The 15,028-nt window shown below is 45.0% G+C and carries 10 protein-coding genes; 6 read left to right on the forward strand and 4 right to left on the reverse strand.

The features are described from left to right. Nucleotides 1–71: 71 nt before the first annotated feature. The gene (locus R8N47_RS10230) at nucleotides 72–1,082 is read right to left on the reverse strand and encodes a TAXI family TRAP transporter solute-binding subunit (protein ID WP_005374185.1); all 1,011 of its coding nucleotides are present in this window, start codon (nucleotides 1,080–1,082) and stop codon (nucleotides 72–74) included. Between the two features lie 836 nt (nucleotides 1,083–1,918). On the opposite strand from R8N47_RS10230, the gene brnQ reads away from it, so the two are divergent. Further along, nucleotides 1,919–3,229, forward strand: a complete 1,311-nt coding sequence (gene brnQ, locus R8N47_RS10235; protein WP_064354484.1) for a branched-chain amino acid transport system II carrier protein — start codon at nucleotides 1,919–1,921, stop codon at nucleotides 3,227–3,229. Between the two features lie 103 nt (nucleotides 3,230–3,332). After that, nucleotides 3,333–4,541 carry a GGDEF domain-containing protein gene (locus R8N47_RS10240; protein WP_064354483.1) on the forward strand — a complete coding sequence of 403 codons (1,209 nt, stop codon included), beginning with the start codon at nucleotides 3,333–3,335 and terminating at the stop codon, nucleotides 4,539–4,541. Nucleotides 4,542–4,584: 43 nt separating this feature from the next. Here the strand turns inward: R8N47_RS10240 and R8N47_RS10245 are convergent, their stop codons facing one another. Continuing rightward, on the reverse strand, nucleotides 4,585–5,934 hold the full coding sequence (locus tag R8N47_RS10245) for a sigma-54-dependent transcriptional regulator (RefSeq protein WP_064354482.1): 1,350 nt from the start codon (nucleotides 5,932–5,934) through the stop codon (nucleotides 4,585–4,587). 171 nt (nucleotides 5,935–6,105) lie between these two features. Here R8N47_RS10245 and R8N47_RS10250 point away from each other — a divergent pair, with 171 nt between their 5' ends. Then, nucleotides 6,106–8,166: a sensor histidine kinase gene (locus tag R8N47_RS10250; RefSeq protein ID WP_064354481.1), complete on the forward strand. Its 2,061-nt coding sequence runs from the start codon at nucleotides 6,106–6,108 to the stop codon at nucleotides 8,164–8,166. 148 nt (nucleotides 8,167–8,314) lie between these two features. After that, on the forward strand, nucleotides 8,315–9,706 hold the full coding sequence (locus R8N47_RS10255; protein WP_064354480.1) for a glycoside hydrolase family 1 protein: 1,392 nt from the start codon (nucleotides 8,315–8,317) through the stop codon (nucleotides 9,704–9,706). 99 nt (nucleotides 9,707–9,805) lie between these two features. Here the strand turns inward: R8N47_RS10255 and R8N47_RS10260 are convergent, their stop codons facing one another. Further along, the gene (locus tag R8N47_RS10260) at nucleotides 9,806–11,842 is read right to left on the reverse strand and encodes a PhoX family protein (RefSeq protein ID WP_064354479.1); all 2,037 of its coding nucleotides are present in this window, start codon (nucleotides 11,840–11,842) and stop codon (nucleotides 9,806–9,808) included. A 266-nt stretch (nucleotides 11,843–12,108) separates the two neighbouring features. Here R8N47_RS10260 and R8N47_RS10265 point away from each other — a divergent pair, with 266 nt between their 5' ends. After that, on the forward strand, nucleotides 12,109–12,447 hold the full coding sequence (locus R8N47_RS10265; protein ID WP_054701928.1) for a YggL family protein: 339 nt from the start codon (nucleotides 12,109–12,111) through the stop codon (nucleotides 12,445–12,447). A 1,331-nt stretch (nucleotides 12,448–13,778) separates the two neighbouring features. After that, nucleotides 13,779–14,678 (forward strand): LysR family transcriptional regulator, encoded by a 900-nt coding sequence (locus R8N47_RS10270; RefSeq protein WP_054574492.1) that lies wholly within the window; start codon nucleotides 13,779–13,781, stop codon nucleotides 14,676–14,678. Here R8N47_RS10270 and R8N47_RS10275 read toward each other — a convergent pair. After that, nucleotides 14,646–14,990, reverse strand: coding sequence for a DUF5329 family protein (locus tag R8N47_RS10275; RefSeq protein WP_017635527.1), 345 nt, complete (start codon nucleotides 14,988–14,990; stop codon nucleotides 14,646–14,648). The two genes, R8N47_RS10270 and R8N47_RS10275, sit on opposite strands and share 33 nt — an antisense overlap. Nucleotides 14,991–15,028 lie beyond the last annotated feature (38 nt).

A 15,028-nucleotide genomic window follows, 5' to 3' on the forward strand; every position in this document is an offset into this window, starting at 1 on the left:
GGCGGCTTTTTCCATCTTAGAAATCGGTAGGGATAAAATGCCCCGAGCCAAAACTCGGGGCGAAGTTGGCGTTATTTCGCCATTAAGTCTGATGGGATTTCGATGCCCATTTCTTTGTAGTAACGCGCCGCACCTGGGTGAAGAGGCACTGGCAAGCCAGCAATCGCTTTCTCAATCGCCATTGCTTTTGTTGCTTTGTGGATGCCTTGTAGGAAAGGCAGGTTCTCGTAAATTGCTTTGGTTAGCTGGTAAACGTCTTCTTCCGAGATATCTTCACGAACTGCCAAGAAGTTTGGCTGTGCAATGGTAGTGATCGGCTTATCTAGACCTGGATACGTGTTCGCTGGGATCTCGTACTTCGTCCATAGGTTGTAATTGCCGTTCGCCTCTTTGATTTGTTCGTCAGTAAACGAAAGAATCGAAATGTCTTTACCCAACGCAGCAAAAGCTTGAGTGACCGCACCAACAGGTACACCCGCAGGCGTGTTCATGCCGTCAATGGTGCCGTTTTGAAGTGCGCTCGCACTGCCGCCGTAACCCATGTAAGCAAGATTGAATTTATCAGGGTCGACCTTCAGACCTTTCATGATTTGGCGACCAGAGTTCTCAGTTCCTGAGTTCTTCTTACCGATAGAGAACTTCTTGCCATCTAGGTTGTTCAGATCAGTCACTGTGCCCGTTTTTGCTAGGTCAGAGCGAACAATAAAGTGCTCAACGTTTTGCCAAAGCATAGAGACTGAGCGCAGTTGTTCTTGGCGACCGCTCTTCTCATAAGGACCTTCACCAGACCAAGCCCACGCACCGTAAAGGCCTTGTAGAATCGCGAACTGTGCTTCGTTTTCATTCAGCAGTTTAACGTTTTCACCAGAGCCCGCAGAGCTGATTGCAGAAAGGGAGAAGTGGTGCTTTGGTGCCAACTTCACTTTGCTTAACGTCGCCAACGCTACGCCCACAGGGTAGTAAGTACCACCTGTCGATGCCGTTGCAAGAATATAGCTACGATCTTCTGCCGCAGCGTTAGCAGCAATACCAAAAGAAGTCACAGCGACAGCCAAAGCTTTTACCAGCTTATTCATTTTCATTATTACTCTCCGTGTAGTCGTTTCACGATTGGGGATTTACATCATGTTAAACCTTTATTAACAACACATTCCCTAGAGCAATTGAAATGCCAACTTTTAACCCTTTGTATTTATTGAACTAAGAGCTGAAAGACATCAAAAATGAGCAAAATCATGCTGATTTGATAGCAAAGTAATGAGCAAGATCTTGCTCATTGAAGAGGAGAAGGTTGCACGCCTAGATCGCAAAAGGTTAATAAAATGTGATCAAGACAAAATAAATGCACGATTCACTAATAAGCAATATTTTGCCGATGCAATTTTGGATTGAATTGCAACTAATGAGCGTCTTAACAATAAGAAGAAAAAGCGCATCATTCTAAACTGCTCAATTTATCAGCTGAGGTTTATAGCCTAAACGACTACAAATAGCACAAAAATACAGCAAAGAAAGCCATGTTACAAAAATGAAAAGTCATTTATTCTAATTTTTAATTTAAAAAGCAGCTCGATCCACCAGTTCAGAAATAAACATTGACCGTATCAACTTATTTTCTACTTCGGGGTTGTGCCAATGGCCCTATGTTCGTTAGTGTAACAACACGCCAAGGCAAACGTATTCCTTGGTATTTTTTCGTCTTTAAGGATCACCCATGTCAGCAACTGCGCAATTACAATTCGCTTTAAAACGCCCATCTGGCGTTGCTGCTGCGATCCTCCTGCTCTCTCTGAAACTGATTCAGAGCTGACAGGCTATATCTAAACTTTCTGTCAGCTTGAGAAGAAGCTGACGGGAACACCACATACTCCTCCCATTCCTTTCAGTTTCTTCCAAGCGAAACATAAGAGGAATAACAATGTTAAGCGCACGCAATATCGCCGCTTTGGGCTTCATGACTTTCGCCATGTACTTAGGCGCGGGTAACCTGATCTTCCCTCCATTTTTGGGTTACCAAGCAGGTGAAAACTTTCTGAGCGGGATGTCTGGCTTCCTCTTGACGGGTGTAGGTCTGCCTGCGATGGCACTGGTGATGGTGGCTATCGTAAACGGTTCAGACAAATTAACCGCTGCCCTACCTAAACCTTTGGCGACCAGTTTTTGGGTGATGGTGTTTATCGTGATTGGCCCTGCGTTCGTGATCCCACGTGCGATTACCGTCGCTTACCAATTTAGCTTTGCACCAATGTTTGGTGATGCCGCTTTGGTGCCTTTCACTATTGCCTTCTGTGCTATCACCATTCTATTTGCCCTATATCCGGGTAAGTTGGTCGACAACCTAGGCAAGATCTTAACGCCTGCCTTGATGGGTATCTTGATCATCATGTCTGTGACGGCTTTGATTTCTCCTGCAGGTGAGCTAACTACCGCAACAGGACCATACGTATCTGGCGCATTTGCTGAAGGCTTGACCCAAGGCTACATGACCATGGATGCGCTAGGTTCTATCGGTTTTGGTTGGATTATCTTCCGCGCGATTCGCAGCATGGGTGTGGATAGCCCGAAAGCCACTGCAAAATACACACTAATTGCTGCTTTAATGTACGCGGTTGCCATGGCATTTGTTTACATCTCATTGGCTTACATTGGCTCAACAAGCTCATACTTAGGCTCTGAATTCAGTAACGGTGGCGACATCTTAACGGCATTCACCTTTAGCCACTTCGGCGCATTTGGCTCACTATTACTAGGGGCCGTGATGGTATTGGCGTGTTTGACTACTGCTATCGGCGTAACCACCGCAGGCAGTGAGTTCTACGACAACACTTTCAGCAAAGTGAACTACAAAGGCTGCGTTATCACGACCATGGTATTGGCAGGTTTGATCGCTAACGTAGGTCTAGAGCAACTATTGGCTATCACATTGCCAGCGGTTGTGGCGCTTCACCCAGTCGCGATTGCGTTGATGGTCATGGCACCAGTGCGCAACAAGATGTCACAAATCATGGTGGTAGCGACGGCGTTCACTGCTTTAACGTTTGGTTGTGTTGATGCGCTGCACATCCTAGGTTACATGCCAGATTCCACCGATGAGTGGATGGGTAATTACATGCCTCTGTACAATGACTTTGCTAGCTGGATTATGCCTAGCGTATTTATGATGATTGTTGGTCTGCTGTTTACGACGAAAACCAACCAAACCGAACAATTCGAGCTGGTGAATGAATAGCCGTTTAACATAAGACATCGCTCAATAAGTGAGTTACTATGTAGCTCGCTTATTGATATCAGGCAAAGGAGTTGCCTGAATGAAAGATTGATATGGGTCGCCTATGGATAATCAGTATCTAGACATCAGAACACTGAACTTTATCGTTATTCTGTTCTCTTGCATTTACTCTATTAGTCTGCTTTGTTATCAATACACTCAGGGTAGAGTCAAAGGCCTAAAAACCTTCTCGATATCACTACTGTTTATTGGTTTAGGTCCTTTTTTACTTGGCTTTAGAGGCTCTGCGCCAGACTGGCTGACCATCGTCATAGCCAACACTCTCATATTAGTCGGCTTCTTGCTTACGCTATATAGCGTAAGCATTTTTCGTCAATACCCTTTAAAATTGGCTCACTGTCTCACCTTGTTAACACCTGTTTTTAGTGGTTCATTTTACTATTTCACCTTCCATGACCCTTCTATCAAAAGCCGTATTATTTATCTGAGCACGTATATTTGTATCGTCACCTTCTTTAGTGGTGTCGCCATGCTTAAAGGTACCCAAAAGGACTTAAAGCTCCCTGTTAAAGCAATGGCTTACTCTTTCTTTGGATTTAGTTTTTTTATGGGATTTAGGGCGCTTTGGAGTACTTTTTCAGGTGAGTTACCAAGTTTTATGGTCGCAGGCCTTATCCATCAGCTGACTTTCTTATTTAGCATCTGCCTGATCGTTGCTTTGAGCTTTAGTATGCTGTGGTTAATTAACGGACGCTTGGTGCAATCCATTAATGCTCTCTCTCATTTAGATGCACTCACAGGGCTATATAATCGTCGAGCCATGGAAGAAATCGTTCCAAACTTGGTTAGTAAAGCACATAAAAAAAACCAAGCAATCAGCATTATTATGACTGATGTCGACAAGTTCAAAGCGATTAATGATCACTATGGTCACACGGTTGGCGACTCCGTCATGGCAACGATCTCCACTATTTTTAAAAAGCATCTTCCTGAGTCAGCCTGCATTGTGCGATTTGGTGGTGACGAGTTCATGATTGTTTTGCTCGAAAAAGCACAGCAAGCCAAAATTTTCGCAGAGCAAATTCGCCTTGCGGTCGAAACTGAAACCGCTTTGCAATCATTTAAAACTGAAGTGACCATGAGCTTTGGTATCAGTCAGTTATCTGAGGGGCAATCACTTCAAGAGGCGCTTGCTGAAGCAGACGAAGCGCTATATAGCTCTAAACATACAGGAAGGAACCTCGTTACCTTGTTTGGAGAAGGTAAAGACCTAAATTATAAGTTTGTCCCAGCTCCTGCCAAAAGCGCATAACATGTTTGTTATGCCAGTGATTTCGAATTAGCTAGAAATCGCACTAAGTATAGTCGGAGCGATTCAAACCAAACTTCTGCATCTTTTGGTTAAGGGTTCGACGTGGTAAATCCAACTCCTGCATCACCTCATTGATGCGTCCATGATGCCTGACTAAAGAATCATGCAGCACTTTACGCTCAAAATTATGTAGCTGAATCGCCAACGGAACGCCTGCTTGTGTCTCTTCGGTTGTAGAAGATGGTCGACTGGAGAGAATTTCCATCACGGAGACGGTTTCATCCAGAGCAAAACGCATTGCTACATTTCTAAGCTCACGCACGTTACCGGGCCAAGCGTAAGCAAGAATGGCTTTTCTATCGGCTTCACTCAGCGGACGACTCTCAGGGTTACTTTTCAGGGCAAAGTGTTCGAACAAGATCAACGCGTCTTCTTCTCGCTCACGTAGCGGAGGCAAATAGATCTGCGCCACATTAAGACGATAGTACAAATCCTGACGAAACTCGTCATGCTCATTGAGATCTTCTTTCGCGGCGGCGATCACTCTTAAATCAACCGAGATCTGTTGGTTACCCCCAACGCGCTCAACCGTATGTTCCTGTAATGAACGCAACACTTTCACCTGCATAGACAGTGGCATACTCTCGATTTCATCAAAGAATAAAGTGCCTTTATCCGCGTATTCCAACTTACCAATGCGCTTTTTACCCGCTCCGGTAAATGCCCCTGCTTCATGTCCAAACAGCTCACTTTCAAACAGGTTCTCAGGAATAGCGCCACAGTTGATTGGCACAAAATGATAGGATCTGCGTTGGCTTTCATTATGCAAACTGGTCGCCACCAGCTCTTTACCACAACCTGTTTCGCCGTAAATGATCACGTTAGTATCAATGCGTGCTAACTTGGCAACTTGTTCTCTAAGCTGTTGCATCACACGGCTTCGGCCAATCAGCACTTCTTCTAAGCCGCTAACGCTAGATAGATACTCTTGGCGATCTTGAGTAGACGTTTGTGCGCGATAACTCTCGACCGCATCGGTCACTCGCTGGGATAGGCGCTCAGGTTGGAAAGGTTTCTCGATAAAATCGAACGCACCGTTTTGCAACGCCCCAACTGCCATATCGACATCACCATGTCCGGTGATCAAAATAACTGGCGTTGGGATGTGATTAGCAATCAGGCTTTCTAGTATCGACAAGCCGTCGGTGTCCGGCAGGCGAACATCACTGACAATCGCATCAAATTCTTGGCTAAGAATGGCCGCTTTCCCCTCTTCTCCTAAACTGAATGCGGTCACGTCGAACCCCGCCAGTTGCAGCCACTGACTGGTAGCCTGACGAACAATGTCATCGTCTTCGATAAGTGCAATTTTAGGGGTGTCGTCAAAAGCCATGAGTTACTACCGTAGGTGGAATAGAAATCGCTCTTTGCTAACGGTAGCAAAAACCACTGAGGAGAAAAGGAGCTAGATCTCACTTCTTGCTTACAAGTCTTTAACATCCAACCAGTTAGGCGCACTCTTTAATGACTCTCGGTGAGAACGCACTAGCTGAACGGAGTCAGTATGCAGCGCAAAAGGAATGGCAAAACGTGGCTTGTGGTCGTAATTGCAACAGTGCTGATGTTGTCTTGTTATAGCGCCAGCAGAGAGGTTGCTCGTCAATGGTTGAGCGTACAAACTCAAACCGAAGCTCAACAAAAACTGCTCGACTATATCGGTGAAGTTCGCCGTGCACTCAAACGCTTCTATCACTTGCCTTACCTTGTCACCAATAATCCGGAAACCATCGCGTTTGTAAAAGGAAACCGGACTTATTACGAGCCATTGCAAACCCAACTGACTCAGCTAGATAAAGCCGCCAATACGGAAGGTTGGCTAATCCTGTCTAACTCTGGCGAAGTATTGGTCTCGAGTTTAATCGAAGAGCGCTTTAGCCTATCTGACCGAAAAGCCATTGTGGAACAAATTCACAATCAAGGCGGCGGTGTTTCCTTGGTGAACAAAACCAAAGGTTCGAGTCCGTTGTATTATCTTGCAGCCCCTATCTACGACGGTCTGGATATAGCAGGCATTGTGGTGGTGCAAATCAACCTCAGCTTATTGACCGAACAGACTATTACTAGCCAAGACATCATTACGTTGCAGAACCGTCAGCAACGCTTTTTCCTATCGAGCAGCTCGCTCTATAACGCAGACTGGTTTAACGAACCAAGCAACGCCGTTCAGTTAGAAACGCAGCGCTTATACGACAACACTAATATCAGTGTGTGGACGCTCAATCAGCAACGCTATTTTGCGCACACCGTTAAATTGGATGATTTGAATTGGTACGTCAGCTACCTCACCCCTTCTAAGCCGATTCAACAAACCATCAACGTGATTGGTTGGAGCGTAGCGGCGCTGCTCTTGTTGGTTGTATTACTCGTCATCATTGGTCTACAACGTCGACAAAAGCACATCAATCAACAACGAATTCAAGCCCTGTTGGAAGAGTCCCAACGCCGCTTGAAACAGATGATCAATAAAACCCACGTTGGTTTGCTATTGATTGATGAACAAGGGCAACTGTTCGATCTCAACCCAATGGCGAAGCGTTTGTTCTGTTTACCAGAGAGCGTCAATCGACACGCTTTTGCTTGGGAATTATTCGACGCAGGCAACCCCAATTCCACCACACTTAAGTTGCTCAAGGACTTGCCTAAGCATAAAGAGCTCGCAGAGATCAGCACGGTCGAAACCATTGCCAGACGCAGCGATGGAAGCGTCTTCCCTGTCCTGTTCTCGCTAACCAGTTTCCCTTGGCATGGCGAGCAGTATTTCCTTGCAACGATCATAGACATCAGTAAGCGGAAAAAAGCCGAGCAATCGCTGCAACAGGTCAACCAAGAACTGGCGCAACGGGTAGAAGAGCGAACTCAAGCGCTAAAAGAAGCGCAAAACCAATTAATTGAATCGAGCAAAATGGCCGCCTTGGGTCGCATGTCGAGCGCGATTACTCATGAGCTCAATCAGCCACTGACAGGCTTGCGTACCCTGCTCACCACGAACGAACTGCTGGCGGAACGCGGCGAAACCGAGATGATGAAAGCCAACAATGTTTTGGTGCAAAAGCTGATTGATCGTATGGCAAGCATGACCAGTCAGCTGAAGACGTTCGCCTACAACAAACCAGAAAGCCTACAAGCAATTTCTCTTACTTCCGCACTCGAAGAGACCCTACGCGTTTATCAAACCCAACTAGACAAAGTGGATGTGCGTGTTCGAGTTGCTCATGACTTACCTAACATCTTGGGTGAAGAACAACGACTGCTTCAGGTACTCGGTAATCTTGTCTCGAATGCGCTAGACGCAATGAACCATACCACCAACCCGCAGCTCAGCTTGATCGTCAATCCAACCGACAATCAGGTCGAACTGATCGTCAGTGATAATGGCTGCGGCGTGTCGAATGAGATGCTTGAATCCATGTTTGAACCCTTCCAAACCTCAAAGAAAATTGGTGAAGGGTTGGGGCTGGGTTTAGCGATTACGGCCAACAATATGCGTGATATGAACGGACAAATTACCGTGCATAAGAATGAACAAAATGGGCTGACTTTCACTCTATTGTTCAAATCAGCCTAGGTTGATATTGATTACAAAATCATCATTAGAACTAAGCATCCCCGCTGTTTGAGAAAAATACGATCTCGATACAAGTATCGAGGTGTCTCCTACACTATTCTCAAGCAATAAATCCACAAACATTTCCTAAATATAAAGAGTGAGAAACATGATTAAGTTTCCTGAACATTTTCTTTGGGGTGGTGCCATTGCTGCAAACCAAGTAGAAGGGGCGTACAACCTTGGGGGTAAAGGGTTATCGACATCAGACATGCTGCCAAACGGTATTTTGAGTCCGCATCAAACCCGTGAAGAGCGTACACCGGGTATCAAAGACGTGGCGATCGACTTCTACAATCGCTACCCAGAAGACATCGCGCTGTTCAAAGAGATGGGCTTTAACTGTCTGCGTCTCTCTTTGGCATGGAGCCGCATCTTCCCGAACGGGGACGAACTAGAACCTAACGAAGAAGGTTTGGCGTTCTACGATAAAATTTTTGACGAACTTGCCGAGCACAACATCCAACCTTTCGTGACATTATCTCACTACGAAATGCCTTACGCACTGGTCGAGAACTACGGTGGTTGGGGCGATCGTCGCGTCATCGAATTCTTCGAACGTTATGCTCGCACCGTGCTGGAACGCTACAAAGACAAAGTGAAGCTGTGGTTAACGTTCAACGAAATCAACATGTCTCTACACGCACCATTTACTGGTGTTGGTTTGCAAGAAGACGCCAGTGAACAAGAGATTTACCAAGCGATTCACCACCAACTAGTCGCCAACGCAAAAGCGGTAAAACTGTGTCAGCAAATCGTACCAAACGGCAAGATTGGTAACATGCTGCTTGGCGCAATCAACTACCCATATACCTGTAACCCTGATGACGTGCTTGCTGCAATGCATGAAAACAACAAGTGGTTGTTCTTCGGTGATGTGCAAACACGTGGTCAGTACCCTGGCTACATGAAGCGTTACTTCCGCGAAAACGGCATTGAAATTCAGATGGAAGCAGGCGACTTAGAAGAAATTGCGTCTGCGAGTGTCGACTTCATCTCATTCAGCTACTACGCAAGTGGCTGTGCAAGTGCAGACCCGAAACAGAAGGAAGTGGGTAACATTGTCGATAGCGTACCAAACCCATATCTTGAGAAGAGCCAATGGGGCTGGTTGATCGATCCAAAAGGCCTGCGCATTCTGCTGAACTTCCTTCACGATCGCTACCAAAAACCACTGTTTGTCGTAGAAAACGGCTTAGGTGCACGTGATGAAATCGATGAAAACGGTGAGATTCAAGATGATTACCGCATCGCTTACTTGAACGACCACCTTGTGCAAGCACACGAAGCGATTCTGGATGGCGTTGAGTTGATGGGCTTTACCAGCTGGGGGCCAATCGATTTGGTCGCGAACTCAACCGCTGAGATGAGCAAACGTTACGGCTTTATCTATGTCGATCGTTATGATGATGGGCAAGGAACGCTAGAACGTAAACGTAAGAAAAGCTTTTTCTGGTATCAAGACGTGATTCGTACTTCAGGCGGTTCATTGAAAAGCTAAGCCTGTTGTCTAGGTACAAAGTGCAACTAGGCATTCGCCTAAACCATCAAGCCCTGCAATTGCAGGGCTTGAATTTTAAGGTGTTTATTCATTTAGAGATTAAACTGCAATCTCTCCACCGTCTTCACGGCGAATAACCACTGTCGCCGCTCGTGGGCGCACAGAAACACCAGCAGGCGTTTCTTCGGCTGCATCTTCACTGTATGGCCAGTTGCCTGGGTGCTGAATATTCACAAACAATGATTTGTAATCAGGGCTGATGGTAAAGCCTGTTACTTCACAACCATTTGGTCCGACAAAGAAGCGTTTCAATTCAGCTTGATTATCCGCACCAATCACAGCTTGATCACCATTCTCATCTGTTAGCTTAGATGGAACAACAGCCAACATTTGATCATTGGTGTAAGACGTGACTTCATCTGCGCCGTTATCAGTCTGAATCCACAAAATACCACGGCCATCAAACGCTAATCCGTCTGGGCTCGCAAACTGGTTTAACTCATTCAAGCCAGAACGGTTGGTATCTGCATCACCATTTGCTGGCGAACCAAACACAAAGATATCCCAAGTAAAGTCAGTTGCTGAAGCACCTTCATCCCAACGGATAACATGACCAAACTTATTATTCAAACGTGGATTCGCAGGATTGGTTTCATCTGTACGGCGCGTATTGTTCGTCAATGTTAAATATACTGAACCCGTGAATGGATCAACCGTACACCACTCTGGTCGATCCATTGGTGTTGCCCCAACTAAATCCGCCGCACCCGCAGTATTGATGATAATTTCAGCCAGTGAATCAAAGTGATCCGCTAACGTACCACCAGCGGTTGTTACGCTATCAAGCGTTAATGGTAACCAAGTACCTGTGCTGTCTTCATTGAAGCGCGCCACATACAGTGTGCCTTCGTCCATGTACTTGTCACCCATCGCCAAGCGGTTATCAGGGTTAGCATCTGCTGGATCCCACGCTGCCGCAGATTCAAATTTGTATAGGTATTCAAAGCGAGAATCGTGACCAGAATAAAATACCACTGGTTTGCCTTCTTCAAGCTTACCGAAAGTACAGCCCTCGTGACGGAAACGACCTAGCGCAGTACGTTTCTTCGCACGTGAGTTTTGCGTGTAAGGGTCAATCTCGACAATGTAACCGTGACCATTGGCTTCATTACGGTAATCATCCATCGCACTTGCTCCTGTTGGAGCCACATTAAAGCGAGAGAACTCATCAAGACGCTCTTCTGCATTACCTGCTAATGTCTCCCACAAGTAGCGTGTGCTTTGGTCATCAACACCAATGCGATCTTGCTCTTCTGTACGAGTCCCGGCGTTAACAAAGTAACCAGGCCAGTTCTCTTCACACGTTAAGTAAGTGCCCCACGGCGTGTAGCCGTTGCCACAGTTGTTTAACGTACCACGCGCTTGGCTGCCATCTGGTGAGAAACGAGTGACAGTTAAAGATGTGTGGGCTACCGGGCCAGACAAATCCATGACTGTCGCACCAGTATAACGACGGTTTAGTGGGTCAGTATCAACCAACTTCCACATGTTGTCTTCCAGTTGAATGCGAACCACTGATACACCGTGCGCGTAAATCTCTTTGCGCACTTCATCTACAATGGTACGTACGCCATTTTCAACCGTCGGACCGTTTGGATGCAGTGCTGATGTGTCGATGTACTCGTGGTTAATACATAGCAAGCCATCTGTAGTGCTATCGTTCAATGGGAAAAAATGCATGCCGTCATGGTGCATGCCTAGCGCATTTAACTGATCGGTACTGGTGTTGGTACCATCATTTTGCCATGCGCTGCCTTGTGCATTAAGTGGTGTTCCCCAAGGTACTAGTACTTGTGCGGTGTAGCCTTGTGGAATTGAAACTGCGTCAGTGAGTGAGCCAGGGATAGATTCAAAGTTAAGAACGGCTTTAGATGCGCCCGAACCACTGCTTACTGTACTCCCTGAGTCAGACGAGTTACAACCAGCCAATCCGAAAGCACCAAACGCTGCCATCGCACTGATACCTAAACCACCTTTCAGAATGCTGCGTCGAGATAGGCTCGCTTCTAATACTTCTTCAAATGGTTTGTTTTCACTTTGGTTATAACGCGTCGCGTCAAAGGTTTCCTTGCTCATTTTTACTTTCCCGATCTTATAGTTTAATTAATAAATAAGTGATTAGTTGAACGGCAAGAAGTTTGGATAAGAAAAATGACAAAAGTGCTTAAAACATATGAAACTTGTGTTTCAACAATACTGCAAACCAACCAACACAGCTAACGAAGCAATTAAATTCTGGTCACATAATCACCAACTGTATCGCTTCATTCTGATTTTACTTGGGCTAAAGTATGATAGAAGGTATAAGGTGTACGAAATCAAATCATCTACGAGAGATAATCATGAAATTAGACAAGATCGATAACAAGAGCCGTCGTATCCGTAAAAAGCTGTTCTTAGGTGAGTTCGCAATCCTAGGTTTCGAGATCAGCTGTGAAACAGACATTAACGACTTCGACCGTTACGATGCATTCGTTGATGACTTTATCGACTACATTGACGAGCTTGGTCTTTGCTTCGGTGGCGGTGGTCTAGAACTGTTTGAAGGCTTCCTATGTTCTACTAACCGTTACGGCAGTGCGACTGAAGAACAGAAAGCGCAAGTTATCAAATGGTTAGAAGCACGCCCAGAAGTGAAAAGCGCGCAAGCGGGCGAACTAGTTGACGCCAACTACCTGTAACTAAAGGGCAACCTGTAATACGCAGAGCTCAATAAATGGTAGAGAAAGCTGGTCTTAAGACTGGCTTTTTTATTTTTGGAAGAATGCGATATTAAAAATAGGGTGCTTGGGAAGTTGCGCGGAGTGATTTTGGCGTTTTTGAGCTGGCAATCAACGGGAAACTGCGTTCCACAGCCAGCTCGTGCCTTTAGGTATAATTAACTATGATTTTTTAGCTGGGGCGTCTTTCGTGTCTTTCCAGTATTGAATACGCACACGATGTAGCTGAGCTCTTCTAGTCTTTTTCATAGTAAAGTCCCTCATCTTATATAAGTAACGCTCCTCATGGAGCTTATTGTCTAAGGTCGTATCCCCTTCAATCTATAAGGGAATCAATCATTTAACCGTGACCAATTTCACAACATAATGATAATTACCGATTTCTTGCAGCCTGTTTTTACTGGCAAACGGCATATTATCTATCTGACACAGTTAACTTACTCACCAGATATGACAGAAAAATGGCAATCAAGTTCCCTACTTATACTGTCATTGAATCTTAATAAGGATTAACAAGGTGGGCATTTCAGATTTACCATACTGTTTATAAAAACCGCAAGATTTTTTATTTCTTTTCAAACAAATCTCTACTCAAGATCAATTCACTTTCATCTTTATCGTCTCCCTTTTAACGCATTGTGATCCAGTTCAATCCACAGAACTCGGAACAAAAAGCGCTCATTAATACATTCACCACCAAACTTGTGCGAGATCTCTTACAAGAGTTGTAAGCAAATAGATTAACCACGTCTAAGAGCAATGCCAGAAAAAACATTAAACATATAATTTAACAGTAATATTTAAATTCACTTAAAATAATAAGTAAAAATAATTTAGAAAAGTTAATTGAGTCAAATCAGCAAAACATCAATACTCAATTTGTCGACAGGATGTTGGCGGGAACAGGAAAAAAGCCTAAAGGATTGGGTATCTTCAGGATGAAGATTTGATAGCTTAGGATGAGTTGTCAGCAAGGATGTAGTTAAGCTCTAGGATAGAGTTCGCCCGTCAGGATGATAGGCAAGAATGGACACCGCTAGGAAGGCGATGAACAAGGAACTCGGTTAAAGGACTTAGCCACAATCAAGGATAGATGCAGGGAGCACCTATTAGTAGCTGGATTGCTGCGAAAAAGAATAAGCCCCGTCTGGGAAACCAGGCGGGGTTTTATTTTGTCTGTAATGTATTGATAAAGATTCATCTTTATCGTTTAAGTCTTCTCTGTTTTCATAAAACACCGTGCTATCATTTTCTTTACGTCTCCCAACAAAGCTCTCAGAAAATCACACACTATGCTTAATCCTGTTTGGTTACATACATTTAAGACATTGATTGAAGTCGGTCATTTTACGCAAACGGCAGAAAAACTTTTTATGACTCAGCCTGGCGTCAGCCAACACATCAAAAAATTAGAGCAAAGTTGTCAGCATGCCTTGATCAAGCGCGAAAACAAAAGCTTCGAATTAACCGAGCAAGGCAGGATTGTCTACGCATATGCGCTCGAGTTAGAAGATAGAGAGAAGAAGCTGCTCGAAGAGCTCAGTTTTGATGATGCGTTTTCAGGCCACTGTAAACTGGCTTGTTCTGGTGCAATGGCGTTAATGTTGTATGGGCCCATTTTGGAGAAGCAAAAACAGCACCCGAGCTTATCGTTACATTTAGAAGCCGCGCCAAATCAATCTATTCTCAACGCCATAACGCAAGGGCACATCGATATTGGTATCGTGACTGATGTTCCCAACAAAGGTCTGTTTCACAGTGAGCGAATTGGTAAAGAGAGGTTGTGCTTGGTTCTGCCAAAGCATTATCAAAATAAGCAGATAACGCCACAACTCTTGCATGACTGTGGTGTCATTAGCCACCCTGATGCCGAGCATTACATGACGCTGTTTTTTGACCAGTGTGAAGAACCACAGCTCCAAGAAATTAAGATGAGCGATTTACCATTATCCGGCTACGTAAATCAATTGAGCCAAATTTTGCTACCTGTCAGCAAAGGACTTGGCTTCACCGTGCTGCCTCAAAGTGCGGTCGACAATTTTCCACTAAAAGACACGTTATACATTGCTCAACTGAAAAACACTGTATGTGAAGAGCTATTTCTGGTTCGTAAGCGCAGTCGTGCTCTACCTCTGCGCTATCAGACCATCAAAGAAGTGTTATTGGATGTGGTCGGTGGTGCGCATCAATGATGTTAGCCACTCTTCGCTGGTAATGCGTTCCTCTTGGCAATCCACCCAATATGGTTTGCCAGATAACCAACTTTTCGACGCAACTTCTTTTATAAACACATCCACGGAATCAACGTCATCTTTGGCGTAATCCCATTTATTGCGCATGTGTTCTGCCGCTTCTTGATTAGTGTACGCCTTGCCGTTGCGGATAAAGGTGCAAGAGGATTGCTCAACTCGTTTTATCAACGTCGAGATATCTTGCTCTACCCCTGCTAGTGCAAAGGTCGGCAGAATGCTTAATGTAAGTAACAACGTCCACTTTGCTTTCATCGCACCTTTATCCTTATCCCTGACCACGTAACTACTAA

The organism is Vibrio sp. 2132-1, from assembly GCF_033344315.1.